This is a genomic window from Kutzneria chonburiensis (assembly GCF_028622115.1).
In the GTDB taxonomy this organism is placed as follows: Bacteria; Actinomycetota; Actinomycetes; order Mycobacteriales; family Pseudonocardiaceae; genus Kutzneria; species Kutzneria chonburiensis.
Window position 1 is genome coordinate 32780 of record NZ_CP097263.1, and the last position, 13384, is coordinate 46163.

The 13384-nt window shown below is 70.9% G+C and carries 18 protein-coding genes; all 18 read left to right on the forward strand.

The genetic code is table 11. From position 1 onward, the window contains the following. Positions 1-4: 4 nt before the first annotated feature. Positions 5-352 carry a hypothetical protein gene (locus tag M3Q35_RS00180; protein WP_273939464.1) on the forward strand — a complete coding sequence of 116 codons (348 nt, stop codon included), beginning with the start codon at positions 5-7 and terminating at the stop codon, positions 350-352. A 71-nt stretch (positions 353-423) separates the two neighbouring features. Next, positions 424-804, forward strand: a complete 381-nt coding sequence (locus M3Q35_RS00185) for a hypothetical protein (protein ID WP_273939466.1) — start codon at positions 424-426, stop codon at positions 802-804. Between the two features lie 55 nt (positions 805-859). Further along, positions 860-1213 (forward strand): plasmid transfer protein TraA, encoded by a 354-nt coding sequence (gene traA, locus M3Q35_RS00190; protein WP_273944745.1) that lies wholly within the window; start codon positions 860-862, stop codon positions 1211-1213. A 55-nt stretch (positions 1214-1268) separates the two neighbouring features. Beyond that, positions 1269-3329 carry an FtsK/SpoIIIE domain-containing protein gene (locus M3Q35_RS00195; RefSeq protein ID WP_273939467.1) on the forward strand — a complete coding sequence of 687 codons (2061 nt, stop codon included), beginning with the start codon at positions 1269-1271 and terminating at the stop codon, positions 3327-3329. A 216-nt stretch (positions 3330-3545) separates the two neighbouring features. Next, positions 3546-4130: a hypothetical protein gene (locus M3Q35_RS00200; protein ID WP_273939468.1), complete on the forward strand. Its 585-nt coding sequence runs from the start codon at positions 3546-3548 to the stop codon at positions 4128-4130. Between the two features lie 32 nt (positions 4131-4162). Next, entirely contained in the window at positions 4163-4405 is a 243-nt protein-coding gene (locus tag M3Q35_RS00205) for a hypothetical protein (RefSeq protein WP_273939471.1), read from the forward strand. Positions 4406-4438: 33 nt separating this feature from the next. Beyond that, the gene (locus M3Q35_RS00210; protein WP_273939473.1) at positions 4439-4819 is read left to right on the forward strand and encodes a hypothetical protein; all 381 of its coding nucleotides are present in this window, start codon (positions 4439-4441) and stop codon (positions 4817-4819) included. A 116-nt stretch (positions 4820-4935) separates the two neighbouring features. After that, positions 4936-5253 carry a hypothetical protein gene (locus tag M3Q35_RS00215; RefSeq protein ID WP_273939474.1) on the forward strand — a complete coding sequence of 106 codons (318 nt, stop codon included), beginning with the start codon at positions 4936-4938 and terminating at the stop codon, positions 5251-5253. A 2-nt stretch (positions 5254-5255) separates the two neighbouring features. Next, on the forward strand, positions 5256-5741 hold the full coding sequence (locus M3Q35_RS00220) for a hypothetical protein (RefSeq protein WP_273939475.1): 486 nt from the start codon (positions 5256-5258) through the stop codon (positions 5739-5741). Positions 5742-5752: 11 nt separating this feature from the next. Continuing rightward, positions 5753-6226, forward strand: coding sequence for a single-stranded DNA-binding protein (locus M3Q35_RS00225; protein WP_273939476.1), 474 nt, complete (start codon positions 5753-5755; stop codon positions 6224-6226). A 116-nt stretch (positions 6227-6342) separates the two neighbouring features. Further along, on the forward strand, positions 6343-6957 hold the full coding sequence (locus tag M3Q35_RS00230; RefSeq protein WP_273939477.1) for a GGDEF domain-containing protein: 615 nt from the start codon (positions 6343-6345) through the stop codon (positions 6955-6957). Beyond that, a complete protein-coding gene (locus M3Q35_RS00235; RefSeq protein WP_273939478.1) occupies positions 6957-7409 on the forward strand; it encodes a hypothetical protein in 453 nt (150 codons plus the stop codon). Before M3Q35_RS00230 ends, M3Q35_RS00235 begins: the two co-directional genes overlap by 1 nt. Before the next feature lie 29 nt (positions 7410-7438). Continuing rightward, positions 7439-8221 carry a hypothetical protein gene (locus M3Q35_RS00240; RefSeq protein ID WP_273939479.1) on the forward strand — a complete coding sequence of 261 codons (783 nt, stop codon included), beginning with the start codon at positions 7439-7441 and terminating at the stop codon, positions 8219-8221. Between the two features lie 5 nt (positions 8222-8226). Then, the gene (locus tag M3Q35_RS00245; protein ID WP_273939481.1) at positions 8227-9138 is read left to right on the forward strand and encodes a bifunctional DNA primase/polymerase; all 912 of its coding nucleotides are present in this window, start codon (positions 8227-8229) and stop codon (positions 9136-9138) included. Then, positions 9135-10640 carry a DNA cytosine methyltransferase gene (locus tag M3Q35_RS00250; protein WP_273939482.1) on the forward strand — a complete coding sequence of 502 codons (1506 nt, stop codon included), beginning with the start codon at positions 9135-9137 and terminating at the stop codon, positions 10638-10640. Before M3Q35_RS00245 ends, M3Q35_RS00250 begins: the two co-directional genes overlap by 4 nt. 62 nt (positions 10641-10702) lie before the next feature. Next, positions 10703-10885, forward strand: a complete 183-nt coding sequence (locus tag M3Q35_RS00255; RefSeq protein WP_273939483.1) for a hypothetical protein — start codon at positions 10703-10705, stop codon at positions 10883-10885. Positions 10886-11100: 215 nt separating this feature from the next. Further along, positions 11101-12573: a YfjI family protein gene (locus tag M3Q35_RS00260; RefSeq protein ID WP_273939484.1), complete on the forward strand. Its 1473-nt coding sequence runs from the start codon at positions 11101-11103 to the stop codon at positions 12571-12573. Positions 12574-12949: 376 nt separating this feature from the next. Then, positions 12950-13375, forward strand: a complete 426-nt coding sequence (locus M3Q35_RS00265; protein WP_273939485.1) for an RRQRL motif-containing zinc-binding protein — start codon at positions 12950-12952, stop codon at positions 13373-13375. Positions 13376-13384 lie beyond the last annotated feature (9 nt).

Genomic DNA, 13384 nt, shown 5'->3' on the forward strand with positions numbered 1-13384 from the left:
ACACATGACCACCACGACCACGCCCACCGTGGCCGACCAGATGCTCATCCAGGCCCGCCGGCTGCTCGACAAGACGTTCCCGGTCGACAGCGACATCACCATCGCCGAGGTCTACCTGGACGCGGCCGAGACCGCCCGCAGCTACCCCGGCGGTGCCGAGGACGTGCTGGCCGCCGCCGTCGCGCTGCGCAAGGCCGAGGACCGCCCGCACGCTGGCGACCGGGAGCGCCACATCACCTCCGCCCGCCTGCGGTTGCGCGTCGCCGCGGCCAGCCATCAGCCCGTCGACGACACGTTGCCGGCGCCCAAACCGACCCCGCGCCGCTTCTACGGCGACCTGGCCAACCGCTGACCGTCCACAACGATCGACTCTGCCTCATAACCGTTGTCCCGCAACGCATCCGACCACCACGCGGAGGAATCGTGAACACCGACTACACCACGCCGAGCACGGCCGAGGACTTCCTGGACCTGGCCCGCCAGACGCTGATCGCCAAGGCCGTGCCCGACCAGCGCCACGTCCAGGTCGCCGCGACCTACGACCGGGCGGCCGAGATGCTCTCCCGCAACCCCAGCGCGCTGCCCGACCTGCTGTGCGCCCACCAGCGCCTGTGCGACGCCCTGGACGACAGCACCCCGGGCACCTGGCAGACCCAGCAGTTCGCCGCCGACACCTGGGTGAGCATCGCCGACACGACCGTCCAGGCCCGCCGCCGGGCCACCCGCCAGGCCGAGCAGGTTGCCGCCGAGCGGGCCGTCTTCGAGCTGCCCCACGCGGCCGACATCGACGGCTTGGTGCCCTGACCCACACCCGTCCTGTTCAACCAACCTTGTTGCACTGCAAGGGAAAGGCTCCGTGATGGCGCAGAACTTCTTCGGCGAGCCGGAGTTCTACTCCAGCAGCCAGATCCGCGACTACTGCAACCGCGCCCGGCTGGCGCTGCGGCCGCTGCACAACGAGCTGCACATCTCCGCCGAGGAGTTGCAGGCCGTGCTCAAGCACGTCAGCTCGGCCAACCCCCAGGTGTTCGGCCTGGACTCGCGGTTCCGGGCGAAGTTGGTGGCCAAGCACATGCACCACGCCGCCGACGCGATCGAGGTCGCCACCGTGTCGATCGTGCGCTGCTACGCCAGCTTCCGCCAGCACTACGTCAAGCCCATGAGCGAGCGCGACAAGTCCCCGCAGCGCCGCCAGTTCGACTTCGACGCCTGACCAGCAACCCAGCGTTCGACTGTCCCGCGAGGACACCCCAGGAAGGAGTAAACCCGTGGCAAGCAAGCGCAATCGTGGCGGTGACCTCGCGGGCATGGAGGTCAACAAGGAGTTCGGCTACTACGTCCCCCGCAAGTACTGGGCCTCCCGCCTGGCCCCCTACGTCGGCGAATGGGCCGCGGTCGGCGGGGTGTGGGTGGCGGGTGAGGGGGTGCACCTGTGGATGGCCTCGGCCACGGCGCTGCCGTGGGTGTCCACCGCCGAGACCCTGCTCGGGACCGGGTTGACCGCGCTGACCTGGACCTGCGCCAAGGCCCGCTCGGCGTTCACCCGCCGACACGCCACCGCCACCACCGGCGTGACCGCCGCCTGGCTGACCGCCGCCACCATCACCGGGGCCACGGCGACGCCGGTATGGCAGGTGTGGGCACTGGGCGGCGCCACCGTCGCCCTGTCCTGGAACATCCGCCGGCTGCTGCGCAACTCCAGCGAGGACGGCGGGGCCGACGGACTGTTCGAGAAGGTCAAGCTCGCTGGGGTCAAGGCCCGGGAGATCGAGGTCGGCCCGAACAAGCTGACGGCTCCGTTGCAGCTGACCTCGCCGGAGACCAGCATCGCCGACGTGCAGGCCCAGGCCGACACGATGGGCCGGCTGCTGCACCTGCACAAGGGCGCCGTGCGGGTCACCGAGCACCCCGACGACCAGGCCCAGGGCACGCTGACGATCGTCCCGAACGACGTGCTGCGCCACCCCCAGCCCTGGCAGGGCCCCTCCGCGCCCGGCGGCAGCATCATGGCCGGCCTGCGGGTCGGCCTGTACGAGGACAACGAGCCTCAGCTGATCTACCTGCCCGGCGACAAGCGCACGCACCGCAACGCCACCCACTACATCGTCCAGGGCATGAACGGCTCCGGAAAGTCCCACGGCGCCAAGGAAGCCTGGACGGAGATCCTGACCCGCCGCGACGTGTGCCTGATCGTGCTGGACCCGTCCAAGGGGGAGCAAACCGTCAGCTTCCTGGGCAAGGACAACGCGCACGTCATCACCGGCGCCAAGGAGTGCAAGCAGTTCGTGAAGAAGGTGCCGGCCGCAGTCACCGCGAACGCCTCGACGCTGGGCCAGTGGGGCTTTGACCAGTGGACCCCGCAGGCGTTCGAGCAGTACGGCATGCCCTACACCGTGCTGTGGATCGAGGAAGCCCCGCGGGTGCTGGAAGACGCCGCGACCATCACGCGGATCGTGCAGGAAGCCCGCTCGGCCGGCATCAGCGTGGTGTTGTCGCTGCAAAAGGCCAGCTTCAGGCAGATGTCCACCGACACCCGCTCGCAGCTGGGCGGGGTGTGGTGCTTCGGCGTCAACGAGCTGGAGGACGCCGCCTACACGCTGGACGAGGCGGTCATCGACGCCGGGGCGCGCCCGGACCGGTGGAAGAACCGGCGGCCGGGCTGCAACTACCTGGTCGGCCCCGGTATCGACGAGGAGCGCTTCGCCGTGCCCGGCCGCACCTTCGGTGCCAGCGACCAGCAGTTGGCCGCCGACATCGAAGCGGGCAAGCCCTACCGGGCGGCGATGCACCCGATCACCGCCAACGCCTTGGGTCTACCGATCCGACCGGGCGAGGTTGACGGCCTGCCCGCCGCCACTGCTGCCCAGGCTGCCGCGGCCAGCACCGGCGGCCCGACGCCACCCGCGCCGGTCGACGACGACCGGGACGACTGGGAGGACGACGACATGGACCTGGAGGCCCTGGCCGACGAGATCGACGACGACGAGGTGGACGACTTGGCGCCGCTGCCGGCCGAGCATGAGCCGGAACTGGTGGTCGACGCCGACGCCGAGCTGCCGGTCGACGACCTGGACATGGCGCTGCCCGGGGGCCGGCCGACGCCGGCCGAGGCCCGGCAGATGCTGGCGGAGATGGTCGCGGCACTGGCCGCGACCGGGCGCACCACCTTCACCGTGCGGGACCTGCCCGACCCCGAACAGACCTTCGGTCGGGGCCGGTCGTGGCTGTCGGGTCAGCTCGGTCAGCTGGTGGTCGACGGCACCCTGACCGAGGCCGGCACCGACGGCAAGGCGACCGTGTACGCCTTCCGCATGCGTGACGCAGCGTGACAAGCGCGCGGGTGTGACGTCATCTGACGTGACGTGACGTCACACCCGCCCATTTCCCGGGTCCAATGCGTGCGCGCGCACGTGCGCGCGCGAAAACTCATTCATAACACTGTTCTGACAACGGTCTGACGGTCCTCTGACGACCGGCAGGCCAACCTTGCACACCCTCATTCGGCTACTCAATGTGATCAAACGGAGGTTCGTGTGGTGTCCCCCATGCAGTACAGGACCGTGGTCGGCGACCCATCCCCGGCGCTGCCGGCGGTCGACCCGAACCGCCCGCCCTACGACCAGTACGACGACGGCGACCACCCGGCGGGCGGTCTGGCCGACGGGTCGCACCCGGTGATCCAGGCCCGCCTGCGCACCGCGGTCGAGCAGGTCGACGACCAGGCCACCCGCACCCACCGGCGACTGGTCGGCATGCTGCCGGTGCCGGCGGTGCTGCTGGCCGCCGCGATCGTGTTGGCCCAGACCCAGCCGGGCCTGGCCGTGCGGCTGATCCTGGACGCCGCCGCGCTGTCCGCCGCCGGCGCGCTGGTGGCCGGCCTGCTCGGCGCCGCCCAGCAGCACACCGACCCCACCACCGGGTTCAGCCGGTGGGCGCTGTTCGCGAAAGCCCCGGCCAGCGCCGTGTACGCCGACCTGGCCCGCACCGCCGTCGGTCATCCCGCATCGCTGGCGGGCCGGCTGGTGGCCGAGTCGGTCGCCCTGTCCCGTGTCGCCTACCTGCGCCACGCGCTGCTGATCGGCGCCGCCGGCTCGACCGTGCTGCTCACCCTCGCCGCCCTGACCGCCTGACCACGCCACCACGCACGAGAGGCATCAGCAAGTTGGCCGAGGTCGCCGACAAGCTGCGCCAGACCGCCCACGCCCTGGCGTTCCAGTGTCGCACCACCGCCCACGGCGGCAACCCCGCCGCCAGCGAGCAGGTCGTCGACACGACCCGCAAGGTCGTCGACTTCCTGCGGATCGCCGAGACCGACGCCGGCCACACCCGCGGTGCGCTCACCGACGCGCACGGCTGGATAGGGGAGCTGGCCGACGCCGTACGCGGCACCACGTTCACGTTCTGACCCACACACCCGGCACACAATCGAGGAGAGCTCATGGCACGGCTCGTTGACGTGGTCAAGGCTGCCCAGCAGGCGATGGCCAGCGTGGAACTCACCGCCGATGTCCGGGACCACTCCGCCCAGGACCTCGCCAAAGCGCTGATGGGGCTCACCAGCATCGCCCACAGCCTGGGACGAACCACGACCCTGCTCAAGCGTGCGGTCGCCGTCACCGCCCGCGGCGACAACCCCGCGGCCACCAAGGAGTTGGCGGAGATGGCCGGCGGTGTCGTGGAACACCTCCAACGGGGTGCGCGTCAGGCCGACCAGGTCATGTTGGCGTGCAACAACGCTGCGTTCGACTTGAGCGAGTTCGTCAAGAAGGCCGACAAGGCGGAGGCCACGCGCAAGTTCGTCTTCACCCAGCCGCGGTGAGCCATTCGTCCGCGCGGCGTTCACGGCCTGACTGCTAGCCCCGGTTCGACCTACCTCCGTTTCCGAAGGGAATTCGCATGAAGTTTGTCGATGCCGCGAAGGATGCGGCAAACACCATGTCTCAGGTTGAGCGTTCCGTCACCGGCTTACGGTCCGCCAGCCCGAAGGACATGGCCGATGGCCTTGAGCCGTTGTCCGAGGCCGCGATGCACTTGGCCAGGGCGACCCGGAAGTTGCTCACGCGGGTCCTGAAGACCGCCAACGGTGACAACCCGAATGCCAACCAGCAGGTCGCGGAGTACGCCGAGGCCTTGGTCAAGCACCTCGGAGACGCCTCCAACGACATGTTCAGGGCGTGCAACGAGCTCGGCTGCGCCGCCAGTGTGGCCGCGTCGCTGTCCCGCAGTCCCGAGGGCCGCGACTTCACCTTCTGATCATGCGCCGTCGGTTCATCGCTGAGGACGACCTCGATCCCGACCTGCTGATCGTCGCGGCGCACGAACTCGGCCACGCCGTGCTCGCCAGCGCCTACGGCATCACCGTGGTCTCGATCGAGGTCGACCCCGCCGCCTACACCGGCCTGACCCGCCGCGACCCGAACCTGAACTACGACCAGTGCTCGATCGAGGTCCTGCGGGCCGGGCTGCTCGGCGACGTCGCCGGGTTCGAGGCCGAACGGATGTGGGGCGCCCGCCACGGCGGGCACGTCGACCGGGCCGGCTCCACAACCGACCTCACCCAGTTCGCCCGCTACCGGCGCCGCGCCGACCTCACCACCGTCGGCGCCCGACGCCAGGCCCGGCTCGTGCTGCGGCAGCACTGGGCGACCGTCGAACGCCTCGCGCCGCAGCTGGCCCGCCACGGCCACGTCCCCGCCGTGGTGAGCCCGCCTCACCCACCCCCTTTCCCACACCACCGTTGAAAGGACCTGACATGGTCGGATTGCCCGAGCTCACCATGGCCGGCACGCTCACGGCCGACCCCGAGCTCCGTTTCACCCAGTCCGGGGTCGCCGTCGCGAACTTCACCGTGGCCTGCAACCCCCGGACCCTCAATCGGCAGACCGGGCAGTGGGAGGACGGCGACGCGACGTTCCTGCGCTGCACGATCTGGCGGGAGGCCGCCGAGCACGTCGCCGAGTCCCTCAAGCGCGGCCAGCGCGTGATCGTTGTCGGCCAGCTGCGGCAGCGCAGCTACGAGCACGAGGGCCAGAAGCGCACCACCTACGAGCTGGACGTCACCGAGGTCGGCCCCAGCCTGAAGTGGGCGACCGCCGAGGTCCGCAAGGCCGTCCGCACCGGTGGTGCGGCCGACCCCGGCGCCTGGGGCACCCCGCCCGCCCCGGCGTCGGTCCCCGCCGGTGTGGGTGCCGGCAACGGCGGCTTCGCTGACGAACCGCCCTTCTAGCACCGGATCCCGCACCCACCTACCCGATCAGCGGAGCCGACCCCAGCCACCACGGGGTCGGCTCCGCTGTCTCGTCGTCACACCCCACCGCGTCGCCTCACCGAGAGGTCACCGCCATGAACACCGCCCTCGAGGCCGCCCTGATCGCTACGCCCGCCCTCACCACGATCGGCGTCACCGGCTACGCCGCACTGCTGCACCACCGCCTGCACACCGACACCACCACCGGCCTGGCCAATCGCAAAGCGCTGCGCCGACTCGCGGGCCGCGCCGCCCGTCACCGGCACGGCTCGGTCGGCCTGCTGCTGCTGGACCTGGACCGGTTCAAGCAGATCAACGACACCCACGGGCACCCCACCGGCACCGCCGTGCTGGTCGAGCTCGCCGAGCGCCTGGCCGACGCCGCACAGCCCGGCGAACTCTCCATTCGGCTGCATGGCGACGAGTTCGCCCTGTGGCTGGGCCACCTGCCCAGCGGCCAGGCCGGGCACGAGGTCGCCGAGCAGCGCGCCGCCGAGGTCGCCGATGCGTTGGCCGGACCGGTGCACGTCGATGGGCTCGAGCTGACCGTGACCGCGAGCATCGGCGTCCACACCGCGCCGGCGCACCGCGTGTCGCTGTCGGGGCTGCTGGCCGGCGCCGACGGCGCCATGTACGCGGCCAAGCGCGCCGGTCGGCTCGTTCGACTGCGCCCGGTGCCGACGGTCGGCGAGACCGGAGAGAGCGCCTGATGTCCCGGCAGCGCGCGGAAGTGGAGGACGTGCGGCCCATCGTCGCCGCCCACGAGGTCGGCCACCTCATCGCCTTCCAACTCGCCGACATGACAATCACCGAAGTTCGGCTCGTCGGCTCACGCATCAGGGCCGAGGGCTACGTACAGATTGAGGACGCCGACCAGCCCCACGACGCCGCCCAGGCCCACGCGGTGCTGGTCGGCGTACTCGCCGGTGTCGCGGCCGGTCACCGCTGGTGCGACCGACACGGCCTGACGCACCTGGTCGGCGAAGACGTCCACGACCGCGCCGCATGGCTTGACCTGCGCCCCAAGCCGCTGTTTCGCGACGTCGATCGCCGTCAGGCCCTCGCCGACGCCCGCCGACTGGTGCGCCAGCACTGGTCGCGGATCGAGCGGCTGGCCCCGGTACTGGCCGAACGCGGCTTCCTGCCACCCGACGCCAGCTGACCCCCGACTCGCCTACCTGGGGAGCCCCTATGACCACCACCGACCCCGCCGGCTGGATCCGGGTCACCGCCCAGCACGGCCTGGACCTGCTCAACCTGCCCGCCGAACCCACCTCTACGGCGGGCCTGCTCATCACGCCCGACTGGCGCGACAGCCGGTGGACCGGCCTCTACGCCGTCGTCCACGCCGCCTCCGGCCAGGTCCTCCCGTACACCGACCTGCCGCTGGTCTACACCCGCGAGGTCGCCGACCAGCTCGGCCGGCACGGCATCGACTGGACCGAGCCGACCGCCCGACCCACCAGGCCGAGCCCGGGGAGCCTCCGGAACATCACGGCAGCGGCCGCCGACGCCTGGCAGCGCGGCATTCCCCTGTGGTGGGCTCGGCCGAGCTGGCAGGCCTGCCCGCCGCTGTGGCGCCTGAACGGCATCGACGTCGCCGACGGCGAGGACGGCTGGATCTCCGACCTCGACTACGGCCCCGCCTGGACCACCTGGCGCGGAGTCGTCGGCTGGCTGGACCTGACCCACGACGACCCATTCACCGAGCCGCTGATCGGCACGATCACCGTCTCGCGGGACCAAGTCCTGTCCTGGCGGCTGGTGTGCGCCGCGCCGCTGTGCCACGACGACCAGCCCGCCGTGGCCGGCTGGTTCGACGCCGAGGGCGACTTCGTCGAACGCCCCACCACCGACCGCGAGTTCCTGGCCGTGACCTCGACTGAGCTCGGCTGGCGCCAGCACGGCCGGCACTGGCTGTGCCCGACCTGCGCCCACGACCACACGCCCAACTACGACCGCAGTTGGTGGTGACCGCCATGACCGCGTTGCCCCCCGCCCAGGCCGCCCGGGTCGGTGCCGTGCTCGACCTGATCGACCGCGGCATGGCCGTGTTCCCGCTACGGCCCAACAGCAAGCTGCCCGCGGTCAAGGACTGGGAAAACCGAGCCACCCTCGACCGCGACCACGCCCAACAGTTCTGGACGGCCCGACCCGCCTACAACGTGGCTATCGCCTGCAAACCGTCCAACGTGCTGGTCGTCGATTGCGATGTCGCGACCGAGGGCAAGGCCGCGCCGGATGGCTTCAACATGATCGGGATTTCCGACGGGCTCGGCGTGCTGGGCGAACTGGCACGCCGCCATTGTGGCGACCTGCCCGCCACCTACACCGTCGCGACCCCGTCGGGCGGAACCCACCTGGTCTACCGCCAGCCCGCCGGTGTCCGACTGGGGTCGACGATCGGCACGCTCGGGTGGCTGCTGGACACCCGCGGGCACGGCGGCTACGTCGTCGCCGCCGGCTCGACTCTCCCCAGCGGCGGATACGAGCTGGTCGACGACACCGACCCGGTCGAGCTGCCCACCTGGTTGGTCCAGGCCCTGTTCCCCAAGCCGCCCACGGCCGTCTCCGGGCGAAACGAGAAGCCCGTCACCAACCCGAACCGGCTGATGGACGCGATCCTTGCCAGCGAACACGACAAGGTCCGAGCGGCCCCGTCAGGGCGTCACAACAAGACCCTGTTCCAGGCCGCCCTGACCCTCGGCCAGCTGGTCGCGGGCAACGAACTCGACCACGCCGAAGCGTTGTTCATGTTGCAGCAAGCCGCCGAGCCGCTGGTGGCCGGCGCCTGCCGGTGCACCCAGGCCGAGGTCGACGCCACCATCCGCTCCGGTCTCAAGCTCGGCGGCAGCAAAGAACGCCGCCTCACCCCACGGAGGGCAGCATGAGCATCACGTTCACCGACATCTTCTGCGGCGCCGGTGGCAGCAGCATCGGCCTGACCGCCGCCGGCATGACGCTCAAACTCGCCGCCAACCACTGGGATCGCGCAATCGAGACCCATGCCGCCAACTTCCGCGACGCCGAGCACCTTTGCGCCGACGTCAACAACTACGACATGCGCCGCCTGCCTCGCACCGACGGCCTGTGGGCATCCCCGATCTGCACCGAGATCTCGCCGGCCGGCGGACGTCGCCGCACACGCGGCCAGACCGACCTGCTGGAAGCCACCGGCCACGTGGCCGGCGACGCGTTCACCCGCACCAGGGCCACGTTCATGGACGTCATCCGCGCCACCGAGGTCCACCGCTACCGATTCATCATCGTGGAGAACGTCGTCGACGTCGCCCGCGACTGGGAACTGTTCGACTGGTGGGTCGGCGGCATGAAACTGCTCGGCTACCAGGTGCAGTTCGTGTCGGTGTCCGCCGCCCACATCGGCGACGACACCAACGAATCGGCAGCCCAATGGCGGGACCGGCTGTTCATGGTGTTCACCCGCGACGGTGTGCCGCTGCCCGATGTCGACCCGCGCCCGCCGGCCTGGTGCCCGGTCTGCGACGAGGTCGTGGCCGCGGTGCAGTCCTGGAAGCGCCCCGACCGCCGCCGGATCGGCAAGTACGGACAGCAGTACCTCTACCGGTGTCCGTCCGCGCGTTGCCGGCACAGCGTGGTCGAGCCGTTCGTCCGGCCGGCCGCCGCGATCATCGACTGGTCCGACCCCGGGAGTCGGATCGGCGACCGGCGGAAGCCGTTGGCCGCCGCGACGCTGCGCCGCATCCAGGCCGGAGTCGAGCTGTTCACCCGGCCGTCGCGGGAGGCGTTCACGGTGCCGTGCGGTGGAACGTGGCGTACCGATCCCGTGCCGGTGTCGACGCCGATGGGCGCCCGGACCACCTCCGAGTCGGACGGGCTGGTGGTGCCGCCGTTCATGCTGTCGGTCAACCACGACGACGGCGGCCGGCACTACCCCGCGCACGCCGCGCCGCTGCCGACCCGATCGACCAAGATCGGCGACGGTGTGGTCACCCCGCCCGCGTTCGTGGGGGTGCTGCGCAATCACACCCGCCCGGCCGCTGTCGACCGCCCGGTGCCCACCGTCGCCGCCGGCGGCAACCACCACTTCCTGACCGTGTTGCCCGCCGAGGCCGGAATGGACCGGCAGCGGATGGTGATCCCGTACCGCAAGGGCTCAACCCCGTATCCGGCGCGGACCGGACCACTGTCCACGGTGGCCACCCGCGAGCAGCACGGTGTCATGCACGCCGCCGTGGACGTCGAGGACTGCCACTTCCGGATGCTCTCGCCACGCGAACACCTGCGTGCACAACGGTTCCCCGACTCCTACAGGGTGACCGGGAACCAGGGCGAGCAGACCATGCAGGCCGGCAACGCCGTGCCCGCCAACGTCGCCCAGTGGATCGGCGGTCGGCTGCTGGCCGTGCTGTGACCCCATCGACCAGCCCCGCATGGCGGTCACACCAAAACGAACTTCCGCAACAGAATCGGAGCATGACCATGATCGAGCCCACGATCCCGTGTCCCCTGTGCGAGGGATCGGGCGTCCAGCCCGACCCGGACAACCCCGGCGGCGACTGCGAGGACTGCCTCGGCGAGGGCGAGCTGCCGGTGTCCGAGCAGGAATACCAGCGCTACCTCGCCGAGACCACCACCGACCAGAACACCGAGTCCTGATCGGCGCCACCCGCAGGGCCGGCCGGGAATCCGTTCCCGGTCGGCCCTCGCCATGCCAAGACGAACCCGACACGGCGAACACCGCACTGAACGCGTGCACCCCTCGCGAAAGGCAGTGCCGGCATGAGCACAGCACCACACGCCGGACCCGCCCACCTCCGGGCGGTGCCCCCTACGACGACGCCCCACCACCCGACCCGGCCGAGCCGGTCGAGGTGTGGGAGCCCCCGCTCCCGCTGATCGGCTCCCGCACCCTGCCGCCGTTCCCGGTTGACGCCCTGCCGGGCTGGGTGGCCGACATGGTGGCCGCGGTCGCGGAGTTCACCCAGACCCCGCCCGACCTCGCCGGCTGCATCGCCCTGGCGGCCCTGTCGACTGCGGCCGGTGGCCGGTCGGTGGTCGAGATCCGGCCTGGCTGGGAGGAACCGACCAACATCTACACAGTGGTCGTGCTCCCGCCCTCGGCCCGCAAGTCCCCGGTGTTTCGGGCGATGACCCGCCCGATCGCCGCGGTCGAGCGGGAACTGGTTGAGTGCGCCCGCCCCGCGATCGAGCAGGCCCGCATCACCCGCCGCACCGCCGAAGCGTTGATGGAGCAGGCCGAGGCCCGCGCGTTCAAAACCGCTGGCGCCGACCAGGACAACGCCATGGCCGAGGCCGTCGACGCCGCCCTGCAAGCCGCCCAGGTCGACGTGCCGGTTGAGCCGCGGCTGCTGGCCGACGACATCACCCCAGAGCAGACCGCGACCCTGCTGGCCCAGCACGGCGGACGGCTCGCGATCCTGTCCGCCGAGGGTGGCCTGTTCGGCACGCTGGCCGGCCGCTACTCGGGTTCGCCGAACCTGGACGTGTTCCTCAAGGGCTACTCCGGTGACACCCATCGCGTCGACCGCGGCGGCCGGCCACCGGAGTACATCGAAAACGCCACCCTCACCATCGGCCTGACCACCCAACCCGCCATCCTCGAAGAGCTGGGCAAGACCAGCCTGTTTCGCGGCACCGGGCTGCTGGCCCGGTTCCTGTACTCACTGCCGGTCAACACCGTCGGCGGCCGCATCGCCCGCCCCGCCCCGGTCCCCGAGGCCGTCGCCGCCGAGTACGACCGGCGGCTCCGGGTGTTGGTCCACACCCTGGTGGACTGGACCGACCCCGCACGGCTCACCTTCACCCCCGCCGCCGACGACGCCATGGCCGAACTGCAAGACGAGATCGAACCCCGCCTGCACCCGGTCACCGGCACCTGGTCCCACATCGGAGACTGGGGCGGCAAAGTCGCCGGCCAAACCGCCCGCCTGGCCGGCCTGATCCACGTTGCCGAACACCCGAGGGAGCCCTGGACGCGGCCGGTCGAGGCCGACACCTTCGGCGCCGCCCGGCGGCTCGGCGGCTACTTCGCCGCCCACGCGCTGGCGGTGTTCGACCAGCTGGGCACCGATGCCACGATCCGTGGCGCCCAACATGTGCTCGACTGGCTGGCCAAGACCCGGCCCGAACGCTTCACCGTGCGGGAGCTGTTCACCGGCATCAGTCGCGCCCAGTTCCGCAAGGTCGGCGACCTCGCCCCCGCCCTTGCCGTGCTGGAGGAACACGGCCACGTCCGCCGGCTACCAGACCCTGATCGAACCGGGCAGCGCGGCCGGGCGCCCTCACCGACCTACCTGGTCCACCCCACCCACCGGCAACCCTGACCCTGCCGCAGAAACCGCAGAAACCGCAAAACCCCATCAGCAGCCGTGTTTGCGCTGGTCAGCGTGCCGTGGCGTGATCACGCCGGGATGCCGCAGAAAAGCCGCAAAAATGCCGCAGAAATACCCCACGCTCCGCCGACCCACACGGGGCTGAGCCAGCCAAAGTAGCGCTGAGTGAGCATGCCTGTCTCGCGGCACCGCGAGCAGGGTGCCGGTGGGTATTTCTGCGGCATTTTTGCGGCAATATTGCGGCAGCCGTCCATGATCACGCCACGAGCCCGGGACCTCGGCAGACAGGACCACGCTCGGGTTTTTGCGGTTTCTGCGGTTTCTGCGGCACACCCCGCGCCAGCCCCCTTCCGGGAGGTGACTCTACGTGTCCGAAACCTCGACCCGTGTCTGGCGGACTGAACTGGACTGCGACGACCGGCTTGGCGAACGCCACCCGGTGCCCACCTACCCGTGGGGCAAGGCGCCGATGCACCTGATCACCCGCCGCCAGATCCGCGACGCCGGCCTGTCCCCGGGACACCCGCCAGTTGCACAGATGTTGCGCTGCCGCAAGCGCCACCCGGACCGGCCGCTGCGGGCGTGGCTGTACGACGTCCACCACGCCGTCGACAAGCGCGTGCCCAGCCCCGCCCAGCTCGACTCGATTCGCAAGGCCAACCGCGCGTGGCGCATCTGCTCACGCTGCCGGCGCGACGTTGGCTACCGCATCCCGCGCACACCGCCGTGTTCCGGCGAGTGCGTCGACTGCGCAACCACCGCCGGTCGCATCCCGCGACCCGTTGCCGCATAACCGAAGGGT

What these genes read in the sequence shown, in the direction of transcription:
- M3Q35_RS00180 (WP_273939464.1), top strand. Translation starts at nt 5, where the DNA reads ATGACCACCACGACCACGCCCACCGTGGCCGACCAGATGCTCATCCAG.
- traA (WP_273944745.1), top strand. Translation starts at nt 860, where the DNA reads ATGGCGCAGAACTTCTTCGGCGAGCCGGAGTTCTACTCCAGCAGCCAG.
- M3Q35_RS00200 (WP_273939468.1), top strand. Translation starts at nt 3,546, where the DNA reads ATGCAGTACAGGACCGTGGTCGGCGACCCATCCCCGGCGCTGCCGGCG.
- M3Q35_RS00210 (WP_273939473.1), top strand. Translation starts at nt 4,439, where the DNA reads ATGGCACGGCTCGTTGACGTGGTCAAGGCTGCCCAGCAGGCGATGGCC.
- M3Q35_RS00215 (WP_273939474.1), top strand. Translation starts at nt 4,936, where the DNA reads ATGTCTCAGGTTGAGCGTTCCGTCACCGGCTTACGGTCCGCCAGCCCG.
- M3Q35_RS00220 (WP_273939475.1), top strand. Translation starts at nt 5,256, where the DNA reads ATGCGCCGTCGGTTCATCGCTGAGGACGACCTCGATCCCGACCTGCTG.
- M3Q35_RS00225 (WP_273939476.1), top strand. Translation starts at nt 5,753, where the DNA reads ATGGTCGGATTGCCCGAGCTCACCATGGCCGGCACGCTCACGGCCGAC.
- M3Q35_RS00230 (WP_273939477.1), top strand. Translation starts at nt 6,343, where the DNA reads ATGAACACCGCCCTCGAGGCCGCCCTGATCGCTACGCCCGCCCTCACC.
- M3Q35_RS00235 (WP_273939478.1), top strand. Translation starts at nt 6,957, where the DNA reads ATGTCCCGGCAGCGCGCGGAAGTGGAGGACGTGCGGCCCATCGTCGCC.
- M3Q35_RS00240 (WP_273939479.1), top strand. Translation starts at nt 7,439, where the DNA reads ATGACCACCACCGACCCCGCCGGCTGGATCCGGGTCACCGCCCAGCAC.
- M3Q35_RS00245 (WP_273939481.1), top strand. Translation starts at nt 8,227, where the DNA reads ATGACCGCGTTGCCCCCCGCCCAGGCCGCCCGGGTCGGTGCCGTGCTC.
- M3Q35_RS00250 (WP_273939482.1), top strand. Translation starts at nt 9,135, where the DNA reads ATGAGCATCACGTTCACCGACATCTTCTGCGGCGCCGGTGGCAGCAGC.
- M3Q35_RS00255 (WP_273939483.1), top strand. Translation starts at nt 10,703, where the DNA reads ATGACCATGATCGAGCCCACGATCCCGTGTCCCCTGTGCGAGGGATCG.